The 18,980-nt window shown below is 67.3% G+C and carries 29 protein-coding genes; 2 read left to right on the top strand and 27 right to left on the bottom strand.

The annotated features are described in order from the left end of the window. Together J7E25_RS06195 and J7E25_RS06190 are read right to left on the bottom strand one after the other, a co-directional pair. Positions 1 to 267 carry an HPr family phosphocarrier protein gene (locus J7E25_RS06195; protein WP_214868970.1) on the bottom strand — a complete coding sequence of 89 codons (267 nt, stop codon included), beginning with the start codon at positions 265 to 267 and terminating at the stop codon, positions 1 to 3. 91 nt (positions 268 to 358) lie between these two features. Continuing rightward, on the bottom strand, positions 359 to 670 hold the full coding sequence (locus J7E25_RS06190) for a PTS sugar transporter subunit IIB (RefSeq protein WP_214868968.1): 312 nt from the start codon (positions 668 to 670) through the stop codon (positions 359 to 361). Between the two features lie 227 nt (positions 671 to 897). On the opposite strand from J7E25_RS06190, the gene J7E25_RS06185 reads away from it, so the two are divergent. Beyond that, the gene (locus J7E25_RS06185) at positions 898 to 2,823 is read left to right on the top strand and encodes a transcription antiterminator (RefSeq protein ID WP_214868966.1); all 1,926 of its coding nucleotides are present in this window, start codon (positions 898 to 900) and stop codon (positions 2,821 to 2,823) included. A gap of 16 nt (positions 2,824 to 2,839) precedes the next feature. Here J7E25_RS06185 and map read toward each other — a convergent pair whose 3' ends face one another. The 23 genes from map to rpsJ all read right to left on the bottom strand — a co-directional run bounded on the left by map (position 2,840) and on the right by rpsJ (position 15,315). Continuing rightward, positions 2,840 to 3,667 carry a type I methionyl aminopeptidase gene (gene map, locus J7E25_RS06180; RefSeq protein ID WP_214868964.1) on the bottom strand — a complete coding sequence of 276 codons (828 nt, stop codon included), beginning with the start codon at positions 3,665 to 3,667 and terminating at the stop codon, positions 2,840 to 2,842. A 9-nt stretch (positions 3,668 to 3,676) separates the two neighbouring features. Continuing rightward, complete coding sequence (locus J7E25_RS06175) at positions 3,677 to 4,300, bottom strand: adenylate kinase (protein WP_214868962.1); 624 nt, start codon at positions 4,298 to 4,300, stop codon at positions 3,677 to 3,679. Next, the gene (gene secY / locus J7E25_RS06170; protein ID WP_214868959.1) at positions 4,297 to 5,619 is read right to left on the bottom strand and encodes a preprotein translocase subunit SecY; all 1,323 of its coding nucleotides are present in this window, start codon (positions 5,617 to 5,619) and stop codon (positions 4,297 to 4,299) included. Before secY ends, J7E25_RS06175 begins: the two co-directional genes overlap by 4 nt. Before the next feature lie 113 nt (positions 5,620 to 5,732). Next, positions 5,733 to 6,407, bottom strand: a complete 675-nt coding sequence (rplO, locus tag J7E25_RS06165; protein ID WP_214868957.1) for a 50S ribosomal protein L15 — start codon at positions 6,405 to 6,407, stop codon at positions 5,733 to 5,735. Next, the gene (gene rpmD, locus J7E25_RS06160) at positions 6,407 to 6,589 is read right to left on the bottom strand and encodes a 50S ribosomal protein L30 (protein WP_206737291.1); all 183 of its coding nucleotides are present in this window, start codon (positions 6,587 to 6,589) and stop codon (positions 6,407 to 6,409) included. Before rpmD ends, rplO begins: the two co-directional genes overlap by 1 nt. After that, on the bottom strand, positions 6,589 to 7,290 hold the full coding sequence (rpsE, locus tag J7E25_RS06155) for a 30S ribosomal protein S5 (protein WP_214868955.1): 702 nt from the start codon (positions 7,288 to 7,290) through the stop codon (positions 6,589 to 6,591). Before rpsE ends, rpmD begins: the two co-directional genes overlap by 1 nt. Then, positions 7,287 to 7,646 (bottom strand): 50S ribosomal protein L18, encoded by a 360-nt coding sequence (gene rplR, locus J7E25_RS06150; RefSeq protein WP_214868954.1) that lies wholly within the window; start codon positions 7,644 to 7,646, stop codon positions 7,287 to 7,289. The genes rpsE and rplR overlap by 4 nt, the downstream gene beginning before the upstream one ends. A gap of 2 nt (positions 7,647 to 7,648) precedes the next feature. Continuing rightward, positions 7,649 to 8,185, bottom strand: a complete 537-nt coding sequence (gene rplF / locus J7E25_RS06145) for a 50S ribosomal protein L6 (RefSeq protein WP_129520969.1) — start codon at positions 8,183 to 8,185, stop codon at positions 7,649 to 7,651. Positions 8,186 to 8,189: 4 nt separating this feature from the next. Beyond that, positions 8,190 to 8,588: a 30S ribosomal protein S8 gene (gene rpsH, locus J7E25_RS06140; RefSeq protein ID WP_214868952.1), complete on the bottom strand. Its 399-nt coding sequence runs from the start codon at positions 8,586 to 8,588 to the stop codon at positions 8,190 to 8,192. A gap of 87 nt (positions 8,589 to 8,675) precedes the next feature. Next, complete coding sequence (gene rplE / locus J7E25_RS06135) at positions 8,676 to 9,263, bottom strand: 50S ribosomal protein L5 (RefSeq protein ID WP_214868950.1); 588 nt, start codon at positions 9,261 to 9,263, stop codon at positions 8,676 to 8,678. Then, a complete protein-coding gene (gene rplX, locus J7E25_RS06130) occupies positions 9,263 to 9,622 on the bottom strand; it encodes a 50S ribosomal protein L24 (protein ID WP_214868948.1) in 360 nt (119 codons plus the stop codon). The genes rplE and rplX overlap by 1 nt, the downstream gene beginning before the upstream one ends. Before the next feature lie 2 nt (positions 9,623 to 9,624). Next, complete coding sequence (rplN, locus tag J7E25_RS06125; RefSeq protein ID WP_214868946.1) at positions 9,625 to 9,993, bottom strand: 50S ribosomal protein L14; 369 nt, start codon at positions 9,991 to 9,993, stop codon at positions 9,625 to 9,627. A 32-nt stretch (positions 9,994 to 10,025) separates the two neighbouring features. Further along, positions 10,026 to 10,331 carry a 30S ribosomal protein S17 gene (rpsQ, locus tag J7E25_RS06120; RefSeq protein ID WP_214868944.1) on the bottom strand — a complete coding sequence of 102 codons (306 nt, stop codon included), beginning with the start codon at positions 10,329 to 10,331 and terminating at the stop codon, positions 10,026 to 10,028. A gap of 2 nt (positions 10,332 to 10,333) precedes the next feature. Beyond that, positions 10,334 to 10,663: a 50S ribosomal protein L29 gene (gene rpmC, locus J7E25_RS18175; protein WP_214868942.1), complete on the bottom strand. Its 330-nt coding sequence runs from the start codon at positions 10,661 to 10,663 to the stop codon at positions 10,334 to 10,336. Continuing rightward, a complete protein-coding gene (gene rplP, locus J7E25_RS06110; RefSeq protein ID WP_210900412.1) occupies positions 10,663 to 11,082 on the bottom strand; it encodes a 50S ribosomal protein L16 in 420 nt (139 codons plus the stop codon). Before rplP ends, rpmC begins: the two co-directional genes overlap by 1 nt. A gap of 2 nt (positions 11,083 to 11,084) precedes the next feature. Then, on the bottom strand, positions 11,085 to 11,837 hold the full coding sequence (gene rpsC, locus J7E25_RS06105; RefSeq protein WP_214868940.1) for a 30S ribosomal protein S3: 753 nt from the start codon (positions 11,835 to 11,837) through the stop codon (positions 11,085 to 11,087). Beyond that, complete coding sequence (gene rplV / locus J7E25_RS06100; RefSeq protein ID WP_129520961.1) at positions 11,837 to 12,202, bottom strand: 50S ribosomal protein L22; 366 nt, start codon at positions 12,200 to 12,202, stop codon at positions 11,837 to 11,839. The genes rpsC and rplV overlap by 1 nt, the downstream gene beginning before the upstream one ends. Before the next feature lie 26 nt (positions 12,203 to 12,228). Beyond that, entirely contained in the window at positions 12,229 to 12,510 is a 282-nt protein-coding gene (gene rpsS / locus J7E25_RS06095; RefSeq protein ID WP_056734934.1) for a 30S ribosomal protein S19, read from the bottom strand. Positions 12,511 to 12,522: 12 nt separating this feature from the next. Next, the gene (gene rplB / locus J7E25_RS06090) at positions 12,523 to 13,362 is read right to left on the bottom strand and encodes a 50S ribosomal protein L2 (RefSeq protein WP_214868938.1); all 840 of its coding nucleotides are present in this window, start codon (positions 13,360 to 13,362) and stop codon (positions 12,523 to 12,525) included. 19 nt (positions 13,363 to 13,381) lie between these two features. Further along, entirely contained in the window at positions 13,382 to 13,684 is a 303-nt protein-coding gene (gene rplW, locus J7E25_RS06085) for a 50S ribosomal protein L23 (protein ID WP_214868936.1), read from the bottom strand. Further along, positions 13,681 to 14,337: a 50S ribosomal protein L4 gene (gene rplD, locus J7E25_RS06080; protein WP_214868934.1), complete on the bottom strand. Its 657-nt coding sequence runs from the start codon at positions 14,335 to 14,337 to the stop codon at positions 13,681 to 13,683. The genes rplW and rplD overlap by 4 nt, the downstream gene beginning before the upstream one ends. 4 nt (positions 14,338 to 14,341) lie before the next feature. Then, the gene (rplC, locus tag J7E25_RS06075; protein ID WP_214868932.1) at positions 14,342 to 14,998 is read right to left on the bottom strand and encodes a 50S ribosomal protein L3; all 657 of its coding nucleotides are present in this window, start codon (positions 14,996 to 14,998) and stop codon (positions 14,342 to 14,344) included. An 8-nt stretch (positions 14,999 to 15,006) separates the two neighbouring features. Further along, complete coding sequence (gene rpsJ, locus J7E25_RS06070; protein ID WP_017201594.1) at positions 15,007 to 15,315, bottom strand: 30S ribosomal protein S10; 309 nt, start codon at positions 15,313 to 15,315, stop codon at positions 15,007 to 15,009. Positions 15,316 to 15,837: 522 nt separating this feature from the next. Here rpsJ and J7E25_RS06065 point away from each other — a divergent pair. After that, positions 15,838 to 16,290, top strand: a complete 453-nt coding sequence (locus J7E25_RS06065) for an OsmC family protein (protein ID WP_214868930.1) — start codon at positions 15,838 to 15,840, stop codon at positions 16,288 to 16,290. Positions 16,291 to 16,301: 11 nt separating this feature from the next. Here J7E25_RS06065 and J7E25_RS06060 read toward each other — a convergent pair whose 3' ends face one another. Further along, complete coding sequence (locus J7E25_RS06060) at positions 16,302 to 17,504, bottom strand: acyltransferase (protein WP_251007167.1); 1,203 nt, start codon at positions 17,502 to 17,504, stop codon at positions 16,302 to 16,304. Positions 17,505 to 17,678: 174 nt separating this feature from the next. Then, complete coding sequence (tuf, locus tag J7E25_RS06055) at positions 17,679 to 18,872, bottom strand: elongation factor Tu (RefSeq protein ID WP_214868926.1); 1,194 nt, start codon at positions 18,870 to 18,872, stop codon at positions 17,679 to 17,681. Positions 18,873 to 18,980 lie beyond the last annotated feature (108 nt).

Below are 18,980 nucleotides of genomic sequence, written 5' to 3'. Positions count from 1 at the left end.
CTATTCGTCGTGGTCGGTGCTGAGCAGCTCGACCAAGCGGTCGAGCACGACGTGCTCGTCGCCGCCGTCGACGACGATCGTGACGTCGTCTCCGTGGTCGATGCCCTGTGCGATGACCGCGAGAATGCTCGCAGCGTTGACGGGGGTGCCGCCAGACTTGCTGATCGTGACAGCTGCCCCCGACGAGGCGACGGCTTGGGTGAAGAGTTTGGCAGGCCTCGCGTGCAGGCCGTGCGTCGATCCGATTCGAACTGTGCGTTCCACCATGATTCCGGTCTCCGTCGCTGGCGTCCGTTCCCTCGTTCACCATATCCCCCCGCCGCGGGCGACGAGGGGGCGGCGGGTGCCGCGTTCTGGTTCACGATCCGGCCCCAGCGAACTCGAGGGCCAGGTCGAGGGCATCCTCGCCGTCGAGCGCAGCTGCGGCGCTCTCGGGCAGGATCGCGATCGGTACGGATGCCGCGGCCGCGCGGTCGCGCAGCTGGCCGACTCGTTCGGCGAGGTGCGCGCCGATGAGCAGTACGTCGGCCCCGTCGAGTGCGGCATCCAGTTGGGACTCGCTCGTGGCCTTCGCCTCGACGTCGAGTCCGCGGGCCGCTGCGGCCGTGCGGATCCGGTGGGCGATGAACGTGCTCGACGCGCCGGCGCCGCAGACGACGATGATTCGCACCTCGCACCTCCTCGCCCGGCCGCTTCGCGGTCTCCGTTGATCGTGTCGGCCGCGGCGTGTGCCGCGATCACTGACGATTCTGCGCCCGTGCACGTCCGGCCTCCAGCAGATCCGCTTCCGCACCCCCGGAAAATCCGCTGCAGAAGGCTTCCTCGACCCGCCCCGGGTGGTTGACTGGCAGCACCGCTCGGCGCCGCGTGGCGCGGGCGCCGACCCTGGAGCATTGCGTGGCCGAGAAGTGGGAGCGACTCGTCGAGGTCCTCGCTCGCGAGCACGACTGGACGACGGCCGGGGCGCTCGCCGACCGGCTGGGCGTCACGGCGCGCACCATCCGCAGTTACGTCGCGCAGGCGAACTCCACCGGCGGGCCGGTCATCGTGTCGGGTCCGCTCGGTTATCGGCTCGACCGATCCGCTTGGGCTGCACGTGGCGCGCTCGCCCCGAGCGACGTCTCCCCCGCCGCCCGAGCGGCTCGCGTCATCCGCTCGCTCATCGACGCCGACGACGGCCTCGACGTGTTCGAGGCGGCGGCCGACCTCCACGTGAGCGAATCGACGATCGAGTCGGACCTCGGCCGCATCCGCACACGCCTCGACGGATCGGCGCTCAGCCTCGTGCGCACCGGGCCGCGAGTCTCGCTCACGGGGCCGGAGTCCGCGAGGCGACGGCTGCTCGGGGTGTTGTTCCGCGAGGAGTCCGCGCGCGGCATGCTCGAGCTCGACGAACTCCGGTCGACCTTCCCCGAGCTTCCCGCGTTCCGCGGCGCGCTCGTGACGGGACTCGCCGAGGCCGGGTTCGCCCCGAACGAGTACGGGCTCAACGACGTGCTCCTGCACATCGCGATCGCCCTCGACCGGGTCGCCCGCGACCATCCGCTCGACGCCGACGATGCCGTGCCCGACCGCAGCGCTCGAGCCGACACCGATGCAGCCGCCGACGACCGCGGGCGCCTCGTGCTCCTGCTCGACCGGCTCATCGGCGAGCACTTCGGCATCTCGATCGGCGAGGCGGAGCTCGGCCACCTCGCGCGCCTCCTGCAGACGCGTGCGGCGACGCGAACGACGTCATCGGCGACGACGGATGCCGCTGCCGCGCCGCAGTCCGCCCGCGTCGGCCTCGTGCGGGCCATCGTCGCACGGGCGGCCGCCGAGTACCTCATCGAGCTCGACGACGGCGACTTCGTCGAACGCCTCGCGCTGCACGTCGACAACCTCGTGGCCAGGGCCCAGGAACAGCGCTATTCCCGCAATCCCCTGACGACCACGATCAAGTCGGCGTATCCGCTCATCTACGACCTCGCCGTCTACATCGCGAGCGAGTTGCAGCGCACCGAGGGCATCGTCGTGAACGACGACGAGATCGCCTACATCGCCATGCACGTCGGCGCGAACCTCGACCGGCGCAGGGCGGTCGACGAGCGGGTCCGGGCGGCCATCGTCGCGCCCGCCTACCATGACGTGCACACCGCCCTCGCGGCGCGCATCAGGGCGGCCTTCGGCGACGATCTCGAACTCGTCTCGCTCATCGACCATGCCGACGTCGAGTGGGCTTCACTGCCCGCAGAGCTCGTGATCTCGGTGGTCGAGCCGGCGATGCCGGTCGAGCGCCTCGTGCTGGTCGCACCGTTTCCGACGGAGGGCGACCTCGACCGCGTGCGCAGCGAGATCGGGCGCATCCGGCGGGCACGACGACGTGGCCGTCTCGCTGCATCGCTCTCCCGCTACATCGCGCCCGAACTGTTCGTGCGCGGGATGCGCGGCCTCGACCGCGAGGGCGTCATCCGTTCGCTCGGCGACCGCATGATCGCGCAGGACGTGATCGACCAGGCCTACGTCGAGGGAGCGATCGAACGCGAACGAATGTCGTCGACTGCCTTCACCGAGCAGCTCGCCGTGCCGCACGCGATGACCATGACGGCCAAGCGCACCGCGATCGCGATCGCCATCGACGAGACGCCGCTCGACTGGGCGGGGGCGCGCGTGAACGTCGTCGCGCTCATCGCGTTCTCGGAAGCGGGGCGGGCCGAGTTCCAAGACGTGTTCGACCAGTTCGTCGAGGCGTTCTCGGAACGCGAGAACGTGCAGCGCCTCGTGCACGGGGCGCGGGACTACCCCGGTCTCCTCGTCGAGCTCGCGCACCTCATGGAGCCCTGAGCGGTGTCGCGGCGACTCAGGGAATCGGAACAGGACGCACGCCGTAGGGCTCGAGCCCCGCAGCGCCCCCGTCTTCGGCGGTGAGCACCCAGATGCCGGCCTCGTGCACGGCGACGGAATGTTCCCAGTGCGCGGCATCCGCTCCGTCGGCGGTGGTGACCGTCCACTCGTCGTCGCGCACGAAGGTGTCGACGGCGCCGGCGACGATCATCGGCTCGATCGCAACGACGAGCCCCGGCTTCACCGGGATGCCTCGCCGGTCGACCCGGTAGTTGAAGACCGGAGGCTCCTCATGCATCGAGCGACCGATGCCATGGCCGACGTAGTCGGTCAGGATGCCGTACTCGCCCTCATCACGCACGGAGTCCTCGATCGCGGCGCCGACCTCATTCAGGTGCGCCGCACCGGCGAGCGTGGCGATTCCGCGCCAGAGGGCGCGCTCGGTGACCGCGGAGAGCTGCTCGCGTGCCTCGACCACGTGGGGTCTCGACGGGTCGGCCAGCACGACGGTGAACGCCGAATCGCCGTTCCAGCCGTCGACCTCCGCGCCGCCGTCGACCGAGACGATGTCGCCTGGGCGGAACGGACGTTCGCCGGGGATGCCATGCACGACGTCGTCGTCGACCGAGATGCACAGGGTGTGCCGGTAGCCGGGCACGAGCTGGAAGTTCGGCCGGCCGCCGAGGCCGCGGATGACTCGCTCAGCGGCGGCGTCGAGCTCGAGCGGCATCGCACCCGGCTGCAGCAGGCGCCGCGCCTCAGCGAGCGCCGCGGCCGTCGCGGCGCCCGCCGCACGCATGGCGCGGAGTTCGACCGGGGACTTGTAGACGGAGCGCTTGAACACGAACTCGGTTCAGGCGCTCGCGGCGGCGTCGGCCACCGGCTTGAAGCCACGGTCGGCGAGGGCCGCGAAGATGCGGGCGGTGACCTCGTCGAGCGAGCCGACGCCATCGATCTCGGCGACGATGCCGCGATCGCGATAGACGCCGAGGATCGGCGCCGTCTCGCGCTCGTAGATCGCGAGACGATTGGCGATGATCTCTTCGGTGTCGTCGTTGCGACCCTGTTCGACTGCGCGCTGGTGGAGCCGGCGTACGCTCTCGTCACGGGGGACGATGAGCTCGATGACCGCGTCGAGGGACTCGCCGCGGGAGCGGAGGAACTCGTCGAGATCGTCGAGCTGGCCCTGATTGCGCGGGTAGCCGTCGAGCAGGAAGCCCAGTGCGGCATCGGGCTGCGAGAGCCGATCGCGCACGAGCTCGGTGGTGAGCTCGTCGGGCACGAGATCGCCCGCCTCGACGATCGACTTCACCTTCTGGCCGAGCTCGGTGCCGCCCGAGATGTTCGCACGGAACACGTCGCCGGTCGAAACCGAGGGGATCCCGAACGCCTCGGCGACGAGTACGCCCTGCGTGCCCTTGCCGGAGCCCTGCGGGCCCACGATGAGGAATCGGGCGGACACGCCCGACCCCGTCATCGGAGGAGTCCTTCGTAGTGCCGCTGCTGGAGCTGGGCGTCGATCTGCTTCACGGTCTCGAGGCCGACACCCACGATGATCAGGATCGAGGCGCCGCCGAACGGGAAGTTCGCGTTCGCTCCCACGAAGGCCAGCGCGATCAGCGGGATGAGCGCGATAACACCGAGGTAGAGCGAGCCGGGCAGCGTGATGCGGGTGAGCACGTAGTCGAGGTACTCGGCCGTGGGGCGGCCCGCGCGGATGCCGGGGATGAACCCGCCGTACTTCTTCATGTTCTCGGAGACTTCGTCGGGATTGAACGTGATCGCCACGTAGAAGTACGTGAACCCGACGATGAGGAGGAAGTACATGAGCATGTAGAGCGGGTGGTCGCCCTGCGTGAGGTTGTTCGTGACCCACGCGACCCACGCCTGCGGCGTCTCACCGGCGGCCGGCTGGTTGAACTGGGCGATGAGCGCCGGCAGGTACAACAGCGAGGAGGCGAAGATGACGGGCACGACGCCGGCCATGTTGACCTTGATCGGGATGTAGGTGTTGTTGCCGCCGTACGTGCGCCGTCCCACCATGCGCTTCGCGTACTGCACTGGAATGCGCCGCTGCGACTGCTCGACGAACACCACTGCGACGACGATCACGAGGCCGATGGCGAGCACGAGGGCGAAGATGTCGAAGCCGCGCGCCTGCGCGATCGACCAGAGCGAGTCGGGGAACCGCGCCGCGATCGACGTGAAGATCAGCAGCGACATGCCGTTGCCGATGCCGCGCTCGGTGATGAGCTCGCCCATCCACATGATGAGCCCGGTGCCGGCGGTCATGGTGATGACCATGAGCAGGATCGCGTACCACGCATCGTTCGTGATGAGCTGCGAGCACTCCGTGGCGCCCTGCGGGAACAGTGCGCCGGAACGGGCCACCGTGATGAGGGTCGTCGACTGCAGCACGCCGAGCGCGATGGTGAGGTAGCGCGTGTACTGGGTGAGGCGGCCCTGGCCGGCCTGGCCCTCCTTGTAGAGGGTCTCGAAGTGTGGGATCACCACGCGCAGCAGCTGCACGATGATCGACGCGGTGATGTACGGCATGATGCCGAGCGCGAAGATCGACAGCTGCAGCAGCGCGCCGCCCGAGAAGAGGTTGACGAGGTCGTACAGACCCGCCGCGCCGTTCTGGTTGGCCGCGAGGCACGCCTGTACATTGCCGAAGTCCACGAAGGGTGCCGGAATGAAGGAACCGAGGCGGAACAGGGCGACGATGCCCAGCGTGAATCCGATCTTGCGGCGAAGATCCGGCGTGCGGAAGATCCGCCCGATGGCGTTGAACACTCGTCCTCCTGTTGCTCCGTCGTGGAGTCAGTCCATATGCGGCTCGAGCCTGTCGAGACCCCCGTGAATCATACGCGAGGTCCCGACAGGCTCGGGCAATCGGTGGTGCAGTCCTACTTGACCGAGCCGCCGGCGGCGACGATCTTCTGCTCTGCTGAGCCGGAGACCTTATCGACCGCGACGTTCAGCTTCACGGCGATGTCGCCGTTGCCGAGCACCTTGACGAGCTCGTTCTTGCGGACGGCGCCCTTCTCGACGAGATCGGCGACGGTGACGTCGCCGCCCTTCGGGTACAGCTCGGCGAGCTTCTGCAGGTTCACGACCTGGTACTCGACACGGAACGGGTTCTTGAAGCCGCGGAGCTTCGGCGCACGCATGTGGTACGGAAGCTGCCCGCCCTCGAAGCCGGGGCGGATGTTGCCGCGGGCCTTCGAGCCCTTGGTGCCGCGACCGGCGGTCTTGCCCTTCGAACCCTCACCGCGACCGACGCGGGTCTTGTCCTTCTTGGCGCCGGGAGCCGGGCGGAGGTGGTGCACCTTCAGCACCTGCTCGCGCTTCTCGGCGACATCCGCCTTGGCAGCTGCCTTCTTGGTGGACGCTGCCTTCGCGGGGGCCTTCTTCGCGGGGGCCTTGTCGGCCTTCGCGTCGTCGGTCTTCGCGGCAGCGGCCTTGGCAGGTGCCTTCTTCGCGGGTGCCTTCTCAGCCTTGTCGGCGGTGGCCTTGGCCGGCGCCTTCTTGGCCGGGGCCTTCTTGGGGGCCACGGCGTCGTCGTTCTTCTCGTCAGCCATTAGTCAATCTCCTCAACCTTCACGAGGTGGGCGACGGTGTTCACGTAGCCGCGGTTCTGCGGGGTGTCCTCGCGAACGACCGACTGGCCGATTCGCTTGAGTCCGAGGCTGCGCAGCGTGTCGCGCTGGTACTGCTTCTCGCTCACCTTGGACTTGATCTGGGTCACCTTGAGCTGTGCCATCACGCACCTGCCTTCGCTGCTGCGGCCGCCTCGGCCGCCGCTGCCTCGGCACGGATCAGGCGCGCCGGAGCGACCTGGTCGTAGTCGAGGCCACGACGGGCTGCGACTGCGCGCGGCTCTTCGAGCTGCGACAGCGCCGCGACCGTGGCGTGCACGATGTTGATCGTGTTCGACGAACCGAGCGACTTGCTCAGGACGTCGTGGATGCCGGCGCACTCGAGCACGGCACGCACCGGACCACCGGCGATGACGCCGGTACCGGGCGCGGCCGGACGCAGGAGCACGACACCGGCGGCTGCCTCACCCTGCACGGGGTGCGGGATGCTGCCGCCGACGCGAGGCACGCGGAAGAAGTTCTTCTTCGCCTCTTCGACGCCCTTCGAGATCGCGGTCGGGACCTCGCGCGCCTTGCCGTAGCCGACGCCGACGAGACCGTTGCCATCGCCCACGACGACGAGCGCCGTGAAGCTGAAGCGACGGCCGCCCTTGACGACCTTCGACACGCGGTTGATGGTCACGACGCGCTCGAGGAACTGGCTCTTCTCGGCGTCACGGCCACCGCGGTCACGGCTCGGTCCACGGTCGCGGCTGCCACGACGGGCCTCGCGCGGCTCGTTCTGGGGGACCTCGCTCGCGGCGGCGGTCTCCACGGGTGCCTCTGCCACTGCAGCCACCTCGTTCTCCTTCTTGTTGTCGGTCACAGGCTCAGCCCCGCCTCTCGCGCGCCATCTGCGATGGCTGCGACACGACCGGCGTACTTGTTGCCTCCGCGGTCGAAGACGACCGCCTCGATGCCGGCCTCCTTCGCACGCTCGGCCACGAGTTCGCCGACCTTCTTGGCCTTGGCGGTCTTGTCACCGTCGAAGGTTCGGAGGTCGGCCTCCATGGTGGATGCGGACGCGAGGGTACGACCCACGGCGTCGTCGACGACCTGCACGAAGACGTGGCGGGCCGAACGCGTGACGACGAGGCGCGGACGCAGCTCGGTTCCGACGACCTTCTTGCGAAGGCGGGTGTGGCGGCGCGAACGCGCAGCCGTCTTGGTCTTCACAGCCATGATTACTTACCTGACTTTCCGGCCTTGCGACGCACGACCTCGCCGGCGTAGCGGATGCCCTTGCCCTTGTAGGGCTCGGGCTTCTTGATCTTGCGGATGTTCGCGGCGGTCTCGCCGACGGCCTGCTTGTCGATGCCGGCGACCGTGATCTTGTTGTTTCCCTCGACGGTCAGCGTGATGCCGGCCGGGGGCTCGACGACCACAGGGTGCGAGAAGCCGAGCGCGAACTCGACCGACGAACCCTTCTGGGCGACGCGGTATCCGGTGCCGACGATCTCGAGGCCCTTGGTGTAGCCCTGCGTGACGCCGATGATCTGGTTCGCGATGAGCGTGCGGGTGAGACCGTGCAGCGAACGCGAGTTGCGCTCGTCGTCGGGCCGGGTGACGAGCACCTGGTTGTCCTCGATCTTCACCTCGATGGGGTTCGCGACGGTGAGCGCGAGCTCACCCTTCGGGCCCTTGACGGTGACGGCCAGGCCGTCGACCGTGACGTCGACACCCGCGGGGATGTCGATGGGAAGTCGTCCGATTCGTGACATGGAACTACCACACGTAGGCGAGGACTTCCCCACCCACGCCCTTCTTCTCGGCCTGGCGGTCGGTGAGCAGACCGCTGGAGGTGGACAGGATCGCGACGCCGAGGCCGCCGAGCACGTTGGGCAGCTCGGTCGACTTCGCGTAGACGCGAAGGCCGGGCTTCGACACGCGCTTGATGCCGGCGATCGAACGCTCGCGGTTCGGGCCGAACTTCAGCTGCAGCGTGAGGGTCTTGCCGACGCGTGCGTCGGTGATCTCGAAGTCGGCGATGTAGCCCTCGTTCTTCAGGATCTCGGCGATGTGCGCCTTGAGCTTCGAATTGGGCATCGAGACGGAGTCGTGGTGCGCGGAGTTCGCGTTCCGCAAGCGGGTCAGCATGTCAGCGACCGGGTCGGTCATCGTCATGGGTATTTCCTATCGTTCACCAGGTTTCGACGCCCGTTCCACGGACGCCGACCTGTGGTGTGGCCGGGGCGGATGCCCCGGTCCGGTTCAGCTGGAGGGTTCGCTCGACCGGAAGGGGAACCCGAGCTGCTTGAGCAGCGCGCGTCCTTCTTCGTCGTTCTTGGCGGTGGTCACCACAGTGATGTCCATGCCGCGAACGCGGTCGATCTTGTCCTGGTCGATCTCGTGGAACACGGACTGCTCCGTGAGACCGAAGGTGTAGTTGCCGTTGCCGTCGAACTGCTTCTCCGACAGGCCGCGGAAGTCCCGGATGCGCGGGAGCGCGAGCGAGAGCAGGCGGTCGAGGAACTCCCACATGCGGTCGCCGCGAAGCGTCACGTGTGCGCCGATCGGCTGGCCCTCGCGCAGCTTGAACTGCGCGATGGACTTGCGGGCCTTGGTGACCTGCGGCTTCTGGCCCGTGATCTTCGTGAGGTCGGCGATCGCGCCGTCGATGACCTTGCCATCGCGGGCTGCCTCACCGACGCCCATGTTCACGACGATCTTCACGAGACCCGGCACCTGGTGCACGTTGGTGTAGCCGTGCTCCTCGGTGAGAGCCTTCGAGATCTCGGTCCGGTACTTGGTCTTCAGTCGCGGCTGGATTTTGCCAGCCTGCGTTGCCGTATCGGTCATTACAGGTCCTTACCTGACTTCTTGGCGTAGCGGACGCGGACGGTCTTCTCGACGCCGTCCTTCGTCACGGTCTCGGTGCGGAAGCCGACGCGGGTCGGCTTCTTCGACTCGGGGTCCACGAGCGCCACGTTCGAGACGTGGATCGGTGCTTCGTGGGTCTCGATGCCGCCCGTCTTCGAGCCGCGCTGCGTCTGGCCGACGCGAACGTGCTTCGTGACGAAGTTGATGCCCTCGACGACGACGCGGTTCTCGGCGACGATCACCTCGAGCACCTTGCCCTGCTTGCCGCGGTCTCCGCCGCGGGCCTGGCTGCGGCCCGAGATGACCTGCACGAGGTCACCCTTCTTGATGTTGGCCATGACTAGATAACCTCCGGTGCCAGCGAGATGATCTTCATGAACTTCTTGTCGCGAAGCTCGCGACCGACCGGTCCGAAGATTCGGGTGCCACGGGGGTCACCGTCGTTCTTGAGGATCACCGCGGCGTTCTCGTCGAACTTGATGTAGGAACCGTCGGAACGACGGGTCTCCTTCACGGTGCGGACGATGACGGCCTTGACCACATCGCCCTTCTTCACGTTGCCGCCGGGGATGGCGTCTTTGACGGTCGCGACGATGGTGTCGCCGAGACCGGCATACCGACGCTTCGAGCCACCGAGGACGCGGATCGTGAGCAGCTCTTTGGCGCCGGTGTTGTCGGCGACCTTGACTCGTGATTCCTGCTGAAGCACTTCTAACTCCTTCTCTCAAGCAAGCGCGAGGCTTACTTGGCCTTCTCGACGATCTCGACGAGGCGCCAGCGCTTGGTGGCGCTGAGGGGCCGGGTCTCGCTGATCACGACGAGGTCGCCGATGCCGGCGGTGTTCAGCTCGTCGTGTGCCTTCACCTTGGAGGAGCGGCGCATCACCTTGCCGTAGAGCGGGTGCTTCACGCGGTCTTCGACCTCGACGACGATGGTCTTGTCCATCTTGTCGCTGGTCACGTAGCCGCGGCGAACCTTGCGGTAACCGCGGACGAGTTCGGCCGACTCGGCGACCTCGGCCTCTGCAGCCTTCTTGGTCTCAGCCATGATCAGGCCTCCTTCGTCTCTGCGGCCTCGGCTGCGACATCCTCGGATGCCGCAGTCTTGGCCTTCTTCGTCTTCTTCTCGGCCTTGGCCGGAGCCTCGACCGGCGCGGGCGTGGCCCGGATGCCGAGTTCGCGCTCACGGATGACCGTGTAGATGCGGGCGATGTCTCGCTTGACCGCGCGGAGGCGGCCGTGGCTCTCGAGCTGACCGGTGGCCGACTGGAAGCGCAGGTTGAACAGCTCTTCCTTGGCCTTCTTCAGCTCATCGAGGAGTCGCTCGTCTTCAAACGTGTCGAGCTCGACCGGGGTGAGCTCCTTGGTTCCGACGGCCATTATGCGTCGCCCTCCTCGCGCTTGATGATGCGTGCCTTGAGGGGCAGCTTGTGGATTGCACGGGTCATGGCCTCACGAGCGAGTTCCTCGGAGACACCCGAGACCTCGAAGAGGACCCGGCCCGGCTTGACGTTGGCGACCCACCACTCGGGCGAACCCTTACCGGAACCCATGCGGGTCTCGGCGGGCTTCTTCGTGAGCGGACGGTCGGGGTAGATGTTGATCCACACCTTGCCGCCACGCTTGATGTGACGGGTCATCGCGATACGAGCGGACTCGATCTGACGGTTCGTCACATACGCGGGCGTCAGGGCCTGGATGCCGTACTCACCGAAGGTGACCTTCGTGCCACCGGTCGCCTGGCCCGAACGGCCGGGGTGGTGCTGCTTGCGGTACTTGACTCGACGGGGAATCAACATGGTTATGCCTCAACTCCTGCTGCCACCGGCTCCTGCGCCTTGGGCGCACGGCGGGGACGGTCAGTGCGCTCGGGGCGCGACGACTTCTGGCTGGCCTGCTCGCGGGCAAGCTCCTTGTTGGTGATGTCGCCCTTGTAGATCCAGACCTTCACGCCGATGCGGCCGAAGGTGGTCTTCGCCTCGTAGAAGCCGTAGTCGATGTTCGCGCGGAGAGTGTGCAGGGGCACACGGCCTTCGCGGTAGAACTCCGAACGGCTCATCTCGGCGCCGCCGAGGCGGCCGGAGACCTGAATGCGGACACCCTTGGCGCCGGCGCGCTGGGCGCCCTGCAGGCCCTTGCGCATCGCGCGGCGGAAGGCCACGCGGGCGGAGAGCTGCTCGGCGATGCCCTGGGCGACGAGCTGGGCGTCGGCCTCGGGGTTCTTCACCTCGAGGATGTTGAGCTGGATCTGCTTGCCGCTGAGCTTCTCGAGGTCCGAGCGGATGCGCTCGGCCTCGGCGCCGCGGCGGCCGATCACGATGCCGGGACGCGCCGTGTGGATGTCCACGCGGACGCGGTCGCGGGTGCGCTCGATCTCGATGCGCGAGACTCCCGCGCGGTCGAGCGACGTCTGCAGCAGGCGACGGATCTTGATGTCCTCTGCCAGGTAGTCGGAGTAGCGCTGACCGTGCTTCGTCGAGTCGGAGAACCACCGCGACACATGGTCGGTGGTGATGCCGAGACGGAAGCCGTACGGGTTTACCTTCTGACCCATTACTTCGTACCCTCCTCGGGCGTGGCGAGCACAACGGTGATGTGGCTCGTGCGCTTGTTGATGCGGAACGCACGACCCTGCGCGCGCGGCTGGAATCGCTTGAGGGTGGTGCCCTCATCGACGAATGCGCGGCTGATGTACAGGTCCTGCTCGTCCAGGTAGGTGTTCGAGGCATCGGCCTTGACGCGAGCGTTCGCGATGGCCGAGGCGACGAGCTTGTACACCGGCTCGCTCGCACCCTGGGGTGCGAACTTCAGGATGGCCAAGGCCTCCTGAGCCTGCTTGCCGCGGATCAGGTTGACGACGCGACGAGCCTTCTGGGGGGTGACGCGGATGTGTCGCACGCGTGCGATCGACTCCACCATTTCTTCTCCTCCTTCACGTCACCGCGTCAGCGGCGACGGCCCTTCTTGTCGTCCTTCACGTGTCCACGGAAGGTGCGGGTGGGGGCGAACTCTCCGAGCTTGTGGCCCACCATGGTCTCGGTGACGAACACCGGGATGTGCTTGCGACCGTCGTGCACGGCGATCGTGTGACCCAGCATCGCCGGGATGATCATCGATCGGCGTGACCAGGTCTTGATGACGTTCTTGGAACCGGCTTCGTTCTGCGTAACGACCTTGCGAAGCAGGTGGTCGTCGACGAAGGGGCCCTTCTTGAGACTGCGCGGCATCTTCTTCTACTCCTACTTGCGCTTCTTGCCGACGGTGCGACGACGGACGATGAGCTTGTCGCTCTCCTTGTTGGGGCGACGGGTGCGTCCCTCGGACTGGCCCCAGGGGCTGACCGGGTGGCGACCACCGGAGGTCTTGCCCTCACCACCACCGTGCGGGTGGTCGACGGGGTTCATTGCGACACCACGGACGGTCGGGCGGACGCCCTTCCAGCGCTTGCGGCCGGCCTTGCCCCAGTTGATGTTCGACTGCTCGGCGTTGCCGACCTCGCCGACGGTCGCGCGGCAGCGCGCGTCGACGTTGCGGATCTCGCCCGAGGGCAGACGCAGCTGGGCGTAGGGGCCGTCTTTCGCCACGAGGCGAACGGATGCACCGGCCGAGCGGGCCATCTTGGCACCGCCGCCGGGGCGGAGCTCGATCGCGTGGATCACGGTACCGGTGGGGATGTTGCGCAGCGGGAGGTTGTTGCCCGGCTTGATGTCGGCGCCGGGGCCCGACTCGATCGCGTCGCCCTGCTGGAGCTTGTTCGGCGCGAGGATGTAGCGCTTCGTGCCGTCCACGAAGTGGATGAGCGCGATGCGGGCGGTGCGGTTGGGGTCGTACTCGATGTGAGCGACCTTGGCCGGCACGCCGTCCTTGTCATTGCGACGGAAGTCGATCACGCGGTACTGGCGCTTGTGGCCACCACCGATGTGACGCGTCGTGATGCGGCCCTGGTTGTTGCGGCCACCGGTCTTCGATAGCGGGCGGAGCAGCGACTTCTCGGGGGTCGAACGAGTGATCTCCGCGAAGTCGGCAACCGACGAACCGCGACGACCCGGAGTCGTGGGCTTGTACTTACGAATAGCCATAGTGTGTTTCCTCTGCTCCCTAGCCGACAGCCGTGAAGATGTCGATCGAGCCGGACTTGAGGGTGACGATCGCGCGCTTGGTGTCCTTGCGCTTGCCGATGCCGAAGCGGGTGCGGCGGGTCTTGCCCTGACGGTTCAGGGTGTTGATCGACGCCACCTGGACGTTGAAGATCTTCTCGATGGCGAGCTTGATCTCGGTCTTGTTCGAGCGGGGGTCCACGATGAACGTGTACTTGCCCTCGTCGATCAGGCCGTAGCTCTTCTCCGAGACGACCGGCGCGATGACGATGTCACGCGGGTCCTTGTTGTGCGCGGCGCTCATGCCGAGACCTCTTCCTTCTTCGCCTTCGAGGCGATGAACGCCTCGAGTGCAGCCGTGCTGAAGACGATGTCGTCGGAGACGAGCACGTCGTAGGCGTTCAGCTGGTCGACGCGCAGCGAGTGCACGGTCGGGATGTTGCGGACGGCGCGCTCGCTGAGCTCTTCGCCGCGAGCGACCACGACGAGGAAGCGCTTGGCCGGCGCGATCGCGCCGAGGAGCGCGATGGCGTCCTTCGTCTTCGGGGTCTCGCTCGCCGCGAACGTCTCGACGACGTGGATGCGGCCGCCGCGTGCGCGGTCGGAGAGCGAGCCGAGGAGCGCCGCAGCGATCATCTTCTTGGGGGTGCGCTGCGAGTAGTCACGCGGCTGCGGGCCGTGGACGACGCCACCGCCGGTCATCTGCGGTGCGCGGATCGAACCCTGGCGGGCGCGGCCGGTGCCCTTCTGCTTGAAGGGCTTGCGACCGGCGCCGGAGACCTCACCGCGGGTCTTCGTCTTGTGCGTGCCCTGACGGGCGGCAGCGAGCTGCGCGACGACGACCTGGTGGATGAGCGGGACGTTGGTCTGCACGTCGAAGAGCTCGGCGGGCAGCTCGACGGTGCCGGACTTCTTGCCGGTCACGTCGAGAACGTCGAGGGTGTTGACGGTAGCCATGGAGCTACGCCCCCTTCACTGCGTTGCGGACGAAAACGAGACGGCCGCGAGCACCGGGAACCGCGCCCTTGACGAGCAGCAGGCCCTTCTCGGCGTCGACGGCGTGCACGCGGAGGTTCAGCACGGTGACGCGCTCGCCACCCATGCGACCGGCCATGCGCATGCCCTTGAAGACACGGCTGGGGGTCGACGAAGCACCGATCGAGCCGGGCTTGCGGTGGTTGCGGTGCGAACCGTGCGAAGCGGAGACGCCCTTGAAGTTGTGGCGCTTCATGACACCCGCGAAGCCCTTGCCCTTGCTCGTGCCGACGACGTCGACGAGCTGGCCGGCTGCGAAGGTGGCGTCGACCGTGAGCTCCTGGCCGAGCTCGTAGGTCGCGGCATCCGCGGTACGAACCTCGGCGAGGTGACGGCGAGGCGTGACGCCCGCCTCACGGAAGTGACCGGCGGCCGGCTTGGTGACCTTGCGCGGGTCGATGGCGCCGGCGGCGATCTGGATGGCGTCGTAGCCGTCCTTCTCGGGCGTGCGCAGCTGCGTCACGACGTTCGGCGCGATCTCGATGACGGTGACGGGGACGAGCTGGTTGTTCTCATCCCACACCTGGGTCATGCCCAGCTTGGTGCCGAGCAGTCCCTTCACGTTCTTGGTAGCGGTGGACATCAGTTACCTCAGAGCTTGATCTCGATGTTGACGTCGGCCGGGAGGTCGAGACGCATGAGCGAGTCGACGGCCTTGGGCGTCGGGTCCACGATGTCGATGAGACGCTTGTGGGTGCGCATCTCGAAGTGCTCGCGGCTGTCCTTGTACTTGTGGGGCGAACGGATGACGCACACCACGTTCTTCTCGGTGGGAAGCGGCACGGGGCCGACGACCGTGGCGCCCGCGCGGGTCACCGTGTCGACGATCTTTCGCGCCGAGGTGTCGATGACCTCGTGGTCATACGACTTCAGTCGAATGCGGATCTTTTGTCCCGCCATCTGCTGACTCTCTCTCTGTCAAGGCGTCATACCCCTTCCAAGGCATTGGACGCCGCGTAGCTACTCCGTGTGAAGCACCACTGTTCTGCTGTCAAAGGCCGGTGATCGAGCCTGTCGAAACCACCTGGACGTGGTGGTCTCGACACGCTCGACCTTCGTGCCCCCGGCCGACCGCCGCACTCGGGCGTTGGCCCGGGCGCAGACATACCAGTGCCTTTGCAGGCAAAGGCCCATATCTTGTGGTTGTCGGCTCAGTTGTGTTCTGCTACCCGCGGCCTAGCCTGACCCCTTTTCGCTCCGTGGAGCTGGGTGACTATGCACTGCCTGGCAGTGATCCGATCGGCGCGCACTCGGGCACGCGTTCGAAATGTTGAACTCAACGAGTTTGCCACAGTCCGGCCCTTCATGCAACCCGGGCGTGTCGCGCCGCCGCCGTTCACAGCTCTGCGGCAGGTGAGCGGATGCCGCGTGCCCTCGCAGCACGTGATGGAATCGAAGTCCACACCACCGACGGGAGGCCACATGCCTGAGCACGCGCACCAGGTCAGCGCGCACATCGGACCGGGCAGCGTCTCCGTGACACGCACCGGAACCCGCACCTACGAGGGGATGAACGAACGCGGTTCGACCGTGCGCATCGGCCCTGTCGAGGCGGAGGGGCACTTCACGCCGGGCGAGCTGCTGAAGCTCGCGCTCGTCGGGTGTGCGGGCATGAGCTCCGACCGGGTCGCCGCCCGGCGTCTCGGCGAGGACTACGCGATCACGATCTGGGCGCACGGGACGAGCGACCACAAGGAGAACCGCTATCTCCGCATCGACGAAGAGCTCCTCGTCGACCTCTCGGGTCTCGCCGAGTCGGAACGAAGCGCGCTCATCGACATCATGTCGAAAGCGATCGACCGCGGATGCACCGTGGCTCGCAGCGTGCACGACAGCATCGACCTCGAGACCACCATCGACGGCACCCCGGCCTGAGCTGCTCGGCATCACCTGGATCCGTGGTGGGTCGTCACCGCGTTCGCGGCGACCTGCGGCGCCGTGAACCCGGTGACGAGGAGCAGTGCCGCTGCGACCCCGAGGCCGCCGAGGATGACCGCCGGCCGCCGCACCCTGGCATCCGGCCTGGGGATCCGGAAGGGATCCTCGATCCACCGCTTCGACAGCCCGGCGATCGCGACGCTGAGGCCGACGAGCAGCACCATGAGCCACGGTGGGCTCGGCACGCCGGTGATGTACGGCACGAACATGAACACCGGCCAGTGCCAGAGGTAGAGCGAGTACGAGACGTCGCCCACCCATTGCACGTGCCGCAGCCCCGCGAGCCGTGCGGTGGACCACGAGGTTCGCGGCATCCCGGCCCAGATGACGGCGAGCGTTCCGGCCACCGGGATCATCGCGATCCAGCCCGGGAAGACCGTGACGTCGGTGAACGTGACGATCGGCACGACGATCAGCGCGATGCCGAGCCAGGAGACCGCGCTGCGCAGCCGTTCGCGCCCGGCCGGCGCTGCCACGAGGGCCAGCAGTCCGCCGATGCCGAACTCCCAGCCGCGGGCGAGCGTCGAGAAGTAGGCGAGGTTGTGGTCGGCTGCCGTCAGCGCGATGGCGAAGGCGAATGAGGCGACGGTGACCACGGCGAGTGCGACGGCGGCGACGGTTCGCACGCTCGCGCCCCGCATGCGAGCGAACCACAGGGAGCCGACCACGAGGAACGGCCAGACGAGGTAGAACTGCTCCTCCACCGAGAGCGACCAGAAGTGCTGCACCGGCGTGGAGCGCAGGTCGTCCCGTGCGGGGTTCTGCGAGTCGGCCGCGAGCTGCCAGTTCTCGACATAGAGCGTGCTGGGGACGATCTCGCGGAAGAACCCCGACCATTCGCGCTGCGGCACGAACATGAGTGTGAGCACCGCCACGGCGAGCAGCGTCGCGACCGCGGCGGGCAGGATGCGTCGGGCGCGACGCTCGTAGAAGCGCTTGAGCGAGACCCGACCGGCCGATTCGGCGTCGCGCAGCAGGAGTCCGGTGATGAGGAAGCCCGACACGACGAAGAACACGTCGACGCCCATATAGCCCGCCGGCGCCACCGCCGGCCACCCGTGGTGGAGCACCACAGCGCCAACAGCCACGGCCCGGAGAGCTTGAATCTCGGGCCGGACGGTGGAGCGAGGCGACGTGGGGGGTGAAGCCATTCGATCCAGCGTAACCCGATCGGGGGGTGGGGCGCGAATTGCGGATGGTGTAGGCGTCACACGCCATGCCGCGCCCGACGACGTCTGGCAACGACGAAGGGCCGGGCCCGAAGGCCCGACCCCTGTCGGTGTACTCGAGGCAGGTCGCGCGAGCGCGGCCCTCAGCGAGCGGTGTTACTTGATGATCTTCGTGACCGTACCGGCGCCGACAGTGCGACCACCCTCACGGATGGCGAAGCCGAGGCCCTCTTCCATGGCGATCGGCTGGATCAGCTCGACGACCATGTCGGTGGTGTCGCCGGGCATGACCATCTCGGTGCCCTCGGGCAGCGTGATGACGCCGGTGACGTCGGTGGTGCGGAAGTAGAACTGCGGACGGTAGTTCGCGTAGAACGGGTTGTGACGACCGCCCTCCTCTTTGGAGAGGATGTACGCGGTGCCCTCGAAGTTCGTGTGCGGGGTGACCGAACCGGGAGCGACGACGACCTGGCCGCGCTCCACGTCTTCACGCTTGGTGCCACGGAGGAGGAGGCCGCAGTTCTCGCCGGCCCATGCCTCGTCGAGCTGCTTGTGGAACATCTCGATGCCGGTGACCGTGGTCTTCTGCGTCGGGCGGATGCCGACGATCTCGACCTCGGAGTTGATCTTCAGCGTGCCACGCTCGGCGCGGCCCGTGACGACGGTTCCACGACCGGTGATCGTGAAGACGTCCTCGATCGGCATGAGGAAGGGCTTGTCCTTGTCGCGCACCGGGTCGGGGATCGACTCGTCGACGGCGTCCATGAGGTCGAGGACCGACTGGGTCCACTTCTCGTCGCCTTCGAGGGCCTTGAGGCCCGAGACGCGAACAACCGGAGCGTTGTCGCCATCGAAGCCCTGGCTCGAGAGCAGCTCGCGGACCTCGAGCTCGACGAGCTCGAGGATCTCCTCGTCGTCGACCATGTCGGCCTTGTTGAGCGCGACGAGCAGGTAGGGCACGCCGACCTGCTTCGCGAGCAGCACGTGCTCACGCGTCTGAGCCATCGGGCCGTCGGTCGCCGCGACCACGAGGATCGCGCCGTCCATCTGCGCCGCACCGGTGATCATGTTCTTGATGTAGTCGGCGTGACCCGGGGCGTCGACGTGCGCGTAGTGGCGCTTCGGCGTCTCGTACTCGACGTGCGAGATGTTGATCGTGATGCCGCGCTGACGCTCTTCAGGAGCCGAGTCGATCGACGCGAAGTCGCGCTTCACGTTGGTGGCCGACGGGAACTTGTCGGCGAGCACCTTCGAGATCGCCGCGGTGAGCGTCGTCTTGCCGTGGTCAACGTGACCGATCGTTCCGATGTTGACGTGCGGCTTGGTCCGCTCGAACTTGGCCTTAGCCACTGTGGGTCCTCCTCAGGACTCGTGTAGGAACCCCGGGCGCTGGATTGCGACCGGTGTGCTACGGGGTTTCGTTGATATGTTACGCGAACCGGCTGGCTCGTGCGTCGG

Origin of the sequence: Agromyces sp. ISL-38 (genome assembly GCF_018613935.1) — a bacterium.
Lineage (GTDB): Bacteria > Actinomycetota > Actinomycetes > Actinomycetales > Microbacteriaceae > Agromyces.
The sequence above is the reverse complement of the archived record's forward strand: the minus strand, read 5'-3'. Positions and strand labels throughout refer to the sequence as shown.